Here is an 8,010-nt window from a genome sequence, read left to right on the forward strand (position 1 = left end):
GCCATGGCCCGGGCAATCGCCACGCGTTGTTGCTGGCCGCCGGACAGTTGATGCGGATATTTGTGGACGTGTGCCAACAGGCCGACCTTGTCGAGTAACTGGCAGGCGCGTTGCTCGCTCAACACACGACCGACACCGTGATAACGGGGAGCGAGGCTGATGTTGTCCAGCAGTGTGCGGTGCGGGAACAGGTTGAAGCTCTGGAACACCATGCCGATGCGCCGTACGCCCTGACGAATCCGACGGCTATCCGGTTTGTCCCAGGCATTGATGAAGCCCTCGCCGAACAACAGGATTTCGCCCTGATCGATGCGCTCCAGGCCATTGACCGTACGAATCAGCGAAGTCTTGCCGGAGCCGGACGGGCCGATGATCGAAATCACCTGGCCACTTTGTACCTTCAGGTCGATGCCCTTGAGCACATGATGATCGCCGTAGCGTTTGTGCACGCCCTGCAGTTGCAGGGCCGGGGCGGCGCCTTTGGATGGCGGCTTGAGCTTGCTCGATAGAACAGGCGCCAGACTGTCACGCAGCGCTTGTGTCGAGGCGCTGTCGAGGGTTTGCGGTGTCCGCAGGTTGAGGTCCAGGTAGCGTTCCAGACGCTGCAGGGCAAAGCCGAACAGCGTAACGATCAGCACGTAGTACACACCCACCGCCGCCAGGGTTTCCATCACCAGGAAGTTCTGCGCATACAGGCGCTGGCCGACGGTCAACAGTTCGGTCAATGAAATCACCGAGATCAACGACGTCAGTTTGACCACCGTGATGTATTCGTTGATCAAGGTCGGCAGTGAGATACGAAATGCCTGGGGAATCACAATCAGCCGTTGCAGGCCGAGCAGGCCGATACCCAGGGCGCGGCCGGCTTCCTTCTGGCCCTTGGCGACCGAGATCAGTCCGCCACGATGAATTTCGGCCATGTAGGCGGCCTCAGTGACCACCAGCGCCAACAGGCCGGAATAGAACGGTACCGACAGCACCGGCCCGGCACCGGGCAGCAACTGCGGCAGGTTGTAGATGAAGACCACCAGCACCAGCAGCGGAATGCTGCGAAAGAACCAGATGTAGAGTGACGCCGGCAAGCGCAGCCAGGGCGAGCCGGACAGCTTGGCTGACGCCAGGACGAAGCCCAGCAACATCCCCAGGAACCAGGCCAGGGCGCTCAGTTCGATGACGGTCAGGCTCGCCGCCCAGAAGTCAGTCTTGGAGAACAGCGAAATAAAGTAAGACCAGTCGAATTGCATAGACACCTCGTGCTCGCCGCGCCCTCGACCGAGGGCGCGGCTTCAGCCATTACTCGGAGACCGGTTCCAGGTCGTACTTTTTGAGAATGGCGGCGTACTCGCCGTTGGCTTTGCTGTCAGCCAGGGCCTTGACCAGCGCCTGATAGGTTGCCTCGGCGTCTTTTTTCACGTAGATGCCCAAGGTCTGCGGGTAAACCAGTTTCTGCGAGCTGACCACGACCCGCCCGTTGGTGCGCTGGGCAATCATGTGCGCGGCACCGGCGATTTCCACCTGGGCCTGGATGTTCTTCGACAGCAGCGCCTGCGTCACTTCGGGAGCCGAGGGGTATTCGTTGACGGTGATCGCGCCTTTGTTGTTCGGAACGCAGTAGTCGCTGGACAACTGGTTGAACTTGGCGACCCAGGTGGTGCCCTGCTCCAGGCCGATCTTCAGGCCGCACAAGTCCTCGGGAACCTGCGGGCTCAACTCACTGCCCTTGGGCACCATGATCGCCGCGCCGGTATTGGCGTAGGCGATAGTGCGGGCCTGGAGCTGGCGCTCGGGGGTGATGTACATGCCGGAAATGATCGCGTCGTAATGCCCGGCGTTGAGGCCGTTGATCAGATTTGGGAACTTGGTGTCGACGAAGTTGGCCTTGACGCTCATCGCCTTGGCCAGGGAGTGGGCCAACTCAGGATCAGAGCCGACCACATTCTTGTCAGCGTCGTAGGACTCGAACGGCGGGTAAGTGATTTCCATACCGACTTTCAACACACCGGGGGTCGCGGTGCTGGCGAAGGCGGTGCTGGCGCAGAACAGGCTGGCGGCGAGCAGGCTCAGTCGGGTCGAGGCGCAATGGATTTTCATGGTGGGAAGCTCCGTGGGTTGTTTTTTTAGGAATGAGAGGTGGTGTTCTTCAGATGGCCGAAACTCGATGGCTTTCGGGCCCGGGACGGCAACTCAAGCTCGCCGTTCTCCACGCGTTTGCGCAGGTACTGGTAGGTCTGTAAGGCCTGGCTCCACATGTGTTCGCCAATCGCCAGCGCCTCGTACTCCCGGTCATCCCTGGCGAATGCCGGCAGCGGCTTGATCAGCGTGTGATAGTCGCAGGCGTAGAACAGCGGGAAGCTGTAGCGCTCCTGCGCGACCTTGCGCACCCGGTGGGCAGTGGCCACAAAGGCACCCGCGGTCATGACTTCCAGCATGTCGCCGATGTTCACCACGAACGCGTCGGGTAGTGGCGGCGCATCAATCCACTGCCCCTGATCATTGAGCACCTCCAGCCCCGGTTGATCGGCGTGCAGGATGGTGAAGCACTCGTAGTCGGTATGCGCGCCGATGCCCGGAGCGTCGACGACATCGGCGTCGAAGGGGTAATGGATCAGCCGCAATTTGGAGGGCGGGCGAGTCACCAGCGCGTCGAAGTACCCCTCCTCCAGCCCCAGGGCCAAGGCGAAGCCATCGAACAGCCGGCGGCCTAGCGCGAACACCGCCTGATAGTAGTTCTGTACCGCGCTCTGGAAACCCGGCACCTCAGGCCAGTGGTTCGGCCCCAGCAGCGGTGTACGGTTGAGGAACAGCGGGTCATCCGCTGGCACTTCGAAGCCGATATCGAACGCTTCTTTGTGATCCGGCTTGCCCTTGGAATACACCTCCTCGCCTTCGGGCACGAAGCCCTTGTGGCTTTCCGAGGCGCCGATGTAGTGGCGCATCTTGGCGTCCAGCGGTTGCGCAAAATAATCCCTGGCCGCCTGGCGCAGGCCCTCGATCAGCGCCGGATCGATGCCGTGCCCGGTGATGTACAGAAAGCCCACATCGCTGGCGGCGCGGCCCAGTTGCTCGGCCACGGCCAGGCGGTGCTCCAGTTCGATGCTGAAGAGTCCGGCGATGTTCACCACCGGAATGCTGTTGAAGTTGGCCTGGGTTGGCGAGGTGCTACGCATGGCGGGCTCCTTCACGGGTGAAACGGTCGAAGTGTTCGCGCTCGGTCCGGGCCATCCACTGGTTCAAGGTCCAGAGGTCGGCCACCGGCATGTTGGTGAAGGGCAAGTGGTGCAGATAACCGTCGGCACCGAACTCCGGGGTCAAGGTGCTGACCGGGTAGCCACGTTCGCGCTGAGAGGTCCAGACGGCCTCCCAGTGGCGCTGATGGAACGCCAGTTCACGGGCATATTCCGGTGCGGCGGGATGGGGGACTTGCGGGCCTTGGTCGTAGCCGACCCGAGCCTGGATGTGATGCACGCGTTCGACGAAAGCCGAAAGATCGTCGGCCGGATCGTCCAACAGTCGCTCACAGCACACCACCCAGTGGCTGACGTCACTGGTGAAACGCAGGCCCGGCAGTTGGCGGATCAGCTCCAGGGTCACCCAAGGGCTGTAAAGGGAACGGGCGCGATGGGTCTCGAAACTGCAGAACACGCCATGCCTGGCGGCCAGTTCCATGGCCTGGCCGAAGAATTCGACCTGCAATGCCTGCGGCCAGCGGTCGTTGCCTGCCAGCAGATTGACGAAACGTGGGGTCAGCTCCGAGGCCCAGCCCAGTTTGCGATCAATGTCGGCCAAGTGTTGGGTGGGCGTGGCGTTCTGGTCGGGCAATACATCGTAGGCACTGAACAGTGTGCAGATGTAGGGAACTTGATTACTGCGCAGGAAAGCGCCGAACTCGCCACGCTCATCGGCCTGCAGTGGCAGGCGCGCTTCGAGGCCATCGAAGCCGGCGGTGAGCAGTTCATCCAGGGCCTGCGCCTTGCTGGCGGTATAGCCCCATAACGTGCGGAAAATTTCTAGCTTCATGCATTCCTCTCGGCTGCGTCAGGCCACCCGCTATTGGGCTGGCGTTACTGGGCAGTCGAAAGAAGTTGCTGCGGGCCGCGGCTCTGATGGCTGCGATCCCGTGTGACGAATCCTAAGGCTAGGGCGACAAGCGATTGAATAGGCTGCAGCAAATAGTTAGTTCAGAAATTCATGAACTAACGATGCCGGATTTTCTCGCGTTGTGTAAGCCGCAATGCGATCCGTAGCAGCTGTCGAGCCTGCGCTCGCTGTAGCAGCTGTCGAGCTTGCGAGGCTGCTGCTACCAAGTGTGCGCCCGGTGCGGATGGGCACGAACCAGAACAGAGCACAGCGACGCAGCCATTCCCGCGACTGGTGCGTTGCTCGTCTGTGCTGCCCTTCGCAACCCTGTAGCCATCAGGTGCAATTCTCCTTCCACCGCGGGGTGACAGGCTGATCTGTTGTCGAGCACAAAGGCTGGCAAACAACTTGCTTGGGCTCTGTTCAAGCTTGAGCCATCAACACCGATGGTTTGGCAAACATCTCGGACAACGGCGTCCGCTCCCCTGCCCATTGCGGCAGGAGAGCGTGCGCCGTTTTTGCTTTCATCCCGGCATCAGAAGGAAATCCTCATGTCCGCTCAAGGAATGCACCCACCGGGTCACGCCATCGTTCATCTGCGCAGCGATGGCGGCACATCGCACCCGGCCGGCACATCATTCGCCAAAGCCTTGTTCGAACCTGGCAGAGCCCTGCTCGAACGCAGCAGGATCGGCTTCTGGCTACCGCTCGGATTAGCCCTCGGCGCCTGTGGTCTCGCACTGGCCGAACAGCCCGCAAGCGCATTGGCCCTGATACCTGGCGTGCTGTACCTGGGATGCGCCTGGCAGCTTCGCGAGCGTCATCAACGCCAACTGCAGACATTCTGGGACACGGAACTGGCACAACTGCTGCGCAGCTCCCAGGATGCCGACCCCGCGACGCTGCTGGTGGCCGCCAGCCTGCAACTGCGCAACAACGAACGCTTGCGCAGCGAAGTGCAGTTCGCCAGCCGTGCCCTGGAGCAGATGGCTCAGCAAGCCCGCGACCAGGGAGAGGAACAGAGCCAACGCATCGCGATGATCGCCGCCGCCAGCGAACAGATCGATCAGACCCTGCACAGCATCGATGCCTTGGCCAAGGGCGCGCTGGCAGCCTTCGCCAACGCTCACACCCAGAGCGAAACCGGTTGCCTGGAAGCGCGCTCAGTGGGTGACAGCATGCGCGCCATTCAACAACGCCTGGGCAATACCGCACACGCCGTGGAAGCGTTGCTGCAGCGCACGACCGCCGTGGAAAGCACGGTCAACAGCATTCAGGCATTGGCCAAACAGACCCAGTTGCTGGCGCTCAATGCCTCCATCGAGGCAGCCCGCGCCGGCGAGCACGGGCGCGGTTTTGCCGTGGTCGCCGATGAGGTCCGCAGCCTGGCCCAGGCCACCGACCGGGCGACCCACGAAATCACCAGCGCCGCGACGGCGATCGCCATGGCTGTGCGCCAGGTGGATGGCGAGGTCAAGGAACACCGCGATCTGCTGGCCGCCGGGAGTGAACAGAGCGAGCAGCTCGCCGCCAACCTCGACGACCTGGCGCAACATAGCCAGAGCAATCTGCAACACCTCGGTGCCATGCAACAGGCGCTCAGCGAGCATCAGCTAGCCAATCATGCCCTCAGCGAACAGTTGCAACAGGTCAATGGCGCGGTGCAGGAACAGAGCACGCAAACCAATGCGCTGCACGACCTGACCCGTTATCTCAACCAGCTCACCGTCGGAAGCCGCCCATGAATCCAGCACTCGCCACAGCATTCGACGATGGGCCGTCCCGCCAAGTCCGTCTGCCACAGGGTGACACCGGACTAAGGCTGGCGCTGTTGCTGGGTCTCGACCTGCTGCAAGGATTACAGCAACATCGCGGTCTCGGCGGACAAGTCACCCGCGAGGCGCAACAACGTTGCCAGGCATTGGGGCACGCGCTCGACCAACGCTGGAGGGAGTGGCCGTATTCCGCACAGTGCCAGGCCTGGGGCGCGTTACGTCGCGACCCGGCGGATTTCGATGGCCATTGCCGATTGCTGCAGGACCTGCTCGGCGCCATCCAGCACCTCGAACTGCAACGCTGTGCGCTCAGCCTGGCGCGCCCGAGCATCGCCGCGCGCTGCTGGGAACTTGAAGAGCTGGGACGACTGCGCGGGCTGTCGGTACGCGCCGCCGCCCATCGAAGTTGCCCATTGGAAATGCTGATTCAATTGCAGTACCTGCACGAACGCTTGCTCAAGCACGCTCCCCATTCGCTGCACACTGCGCTCGAACAACTGCAACGCTGCCTGATCGGGACAACCACCGTGTCCATCACCCCGGCGCAGTGCTATGCCCTCCTCACCCCATTGCTCGACGAACGCCTGGACGCTATCCGCCGGGATCTGGATTGAGGCTGCCGTCACCAGAACAGAGATCCGCAACAGCTCGTTCCTTTACCGTAGATTCGCTACTATGTTTGCACCGCTTTCCTTGTCGGCGGATTTCTTCACTCTGGAGCCAGAATGCCTAGTCAAAAGGACATCGCCGCCGAAAGCGGCGCACCGATGATTCCTGAACAGCGCCGTGAATTGATGCTGCGCCAATTGCGCAAGCATCAGGTGCTGAGCGTTCATCAGTTGATGGAAATGTTCGACTGCTCGCACATGACCATCCGCCGCGATATCGCGCTGCTTGAACAGGAAGGCCGTGCTTACTCGGTCACTGGCGGCGTGCGAATTGCCAGCCAGCTCCACAGCGAGCCCAGTCATCAGTTCAAGGCGGTGGTCGAGTTGCCGCAGAAGCAGGCGATGGCCAAGCTGGCCGCGCGGCTACTGCATGCCGATATGACGGTTTATCTGGATGCGGGGACCAGCACACTGGAAATCGTCCCGTACATCAAGGCGCTGTCGGGAATGACCGTGGTGACCAACGACTTCGGGATTGTCCAGGCGCTGATCGATGCGCCCCATGTCACGGTGATTCACACCGGCGGGCAACTGGATCATTCGAATCAATCGTGCGTGGGCGGTCTGGCGGTGGCCACCTTGCGTCAGATCGTCACCGATATCGCTTTCATTTCCACCAGCTCCTGGGATTTGCGTCGCGGCCTCACCACGCCGTCGGCGCTGAAGGTGGAGGTCAAGCAAGTCGCGATGCAATCGGCCTCGCAAGTGGTGCTGGTGGCCAGCAGTTCGAAGTACGGCACGTTCAGCATGTACCGGATCGCCGGGCTCGAGCAGTTCGACATCATCCTCAGCGACGACGCACTGACCCCTGCCGCGGCCGATAGCATCCGCAAGCAGGGTGTCGAACTGCTGTTGCCTTCCGATAACAACCTGTAAGGCGTTAGCGCGCCTTCCAGTCCCGCAGCCACTGCAAGCCGGCCGACGTGTTGCCACGGGGCCGGTATTCGCACCCTACCCAGCCGTCATAACCCAACTGGTCGATCAACTCGAACAGATAGGGATAGTTGACTTCGCCCAGGTCCGGCTCATGTCGATCCGGTACGCCGGCGATCTGGATATGACCGATGCCGGCGAAATCCCGACGCAGTTTAGTGGCCAGGTCACCTTCGACGATCTGGCAGTGGTAGCAATCGAACTGAACCTTCAGGTTACTGGCGCCCACTTCCTTGCAGATGGCCTGGGCCTGATCTTGGCGGTTGAGGAAAAAGCCCGGCATGTCGCGCGTGTTGATCGGTTCCAGCAGCACGGTGACACCGACCTTGGCGGCCTGCGCGGTGGCGTAGGCCAGGTTCTCCAGGTACGCGCCGTGATGCCGTGGTCGATCGTTTTCCGACGGCAGCAGCCCGGCCATCACATGGATGCGTGAGTTGCCCAGGACGGCGGCGTATTCCAGTGCGCGATCGAAACCGCTGCGAAATTCACTCTCCCGGCCCGGCAACGATACCGTGCCCCGCTCGCCTGCCGCCCAATCGCCGGGCGGTGCGTTGAAC

General features: G+C 61.8%; 8 protein-coding genes. 3 read left to right on the forward strand and 5 right to left on the reverse strand.

The window, feature by feature from the left end; translation table 11 throughout:
* The 4 genes from AC1DLB_RS14420 to AC1DLB_RS14435 form a co-directional block, all read right to left on the reverse strand.
* Positions 1–1,244: amino acid ABC transporter permease/ATP-binding protein (locus AC1DLB_RS14420; protein WP_477785168.1), on the reverse strand; the 1,244-nt coding region annotated here is incomplete at its 3' end.
* 49 nt (positions 1,245–1,293) lie between these two features.
* Positions 1,294–2,091: a transporter substrate-binding domain-containing protein gene (locus tag AC1DLB_RS14425; RefSeq protein ID WP_064617543.1), complete on the reverse strand. Its 798-nt coding sequence runs from the start codon at positions 2,089–2,091 to the stop codon at positions 1,294–1,296.
* Between the two features lie 26 nt (positions 2,092–2,117).
* Entirely contained in the window at positions 2,118–3,167 is a 1,050-nt protein-coding gene (locus AC1DLB_RS14430) for an isopenicillin N synthase family dioxygenase (RefSeq protein ID WP_138867423.1), read from the reverse strand.
* A complete protein-coding gene (locus AC1DLB_RS14435; RefSeq protein ID WP_477743204.1) occupies positions 3,160–4,017 on the reverse strand; it encodes a sugar phosphate isomerase/epimerase family protein in 858 nt (285 codons plus the stop codon). Before AC1DLB_RS14435 ends, AC1DLB_RS14430 begins: the two co-directional genes overlap by 8 nt.
* 1,238 nt (positions 4,018–5,255) lie before the next feature.
* Here AC1DLB_RS14435 and AC1DLB_RS14440 point away from each other — a divergent pair.
* The 3 genes from AC1DLB_RS14440 (at position 5,256) to AC1DLB_RS14450 (ending at position 7,396) form a co-directional block, all read left to right on the forward strand.
* The gene (locus tag AC1DLB_RS14440) at positions 5,256–5,822 is read left to right on the forward strand and encodes a methyl-accepting chemotaxis protein (protein WP_414868094.1); all 567 of its coding nucleotides are present in this window, start codon (positions 5,256–5,258) and stop codon (positions 5,820–5,822) included.
* A gap of 86 nt (positions 5,823–5,908) precedes the next feature.
* Positions 5,909–6,466 (forward strand): hypothetical protein, encoded by a 558-nt coding sequence (locus tag AC1DLB_RS14445; protein WP_064621261.1) that lies wholly within the window; start codon positions 5,909–5,911, stop codon positions 6,464–6,466.
* Between the two features lie 111 nt (positions 6,467–6,577).
* Positions 6,578–7,396: a DeoR/GlpR family DNA-binding transcription regulator gene (locus tag AC1DLB_RS14450; protein ID WP_018928936.1), complete on the forward strand. Its 819-nt coding sequence runs from the start codon at positions 6,578–6,580 to the stop codon at positions 7,394–7,396.
* Between the two features lie 4 nt (positions 7,397–7,400).
* On the opposite strand, the gene AC1DLB_RS14455 is transcribed toward AC1DLB_RS14450, so the two are convergent.
* Positions 7,401–8,010: hydroxypyruvate isomerase family protein (locus tag AC1DLB_RS14455; protein ID WP_477785169.1), on the reverse strand; the 610-nt coding region annotated here is incomplete at its 5' end.

The sequence above is a fragment of the Pseudomonas sp. 05N434 genome (assembly GCF_056396965.1).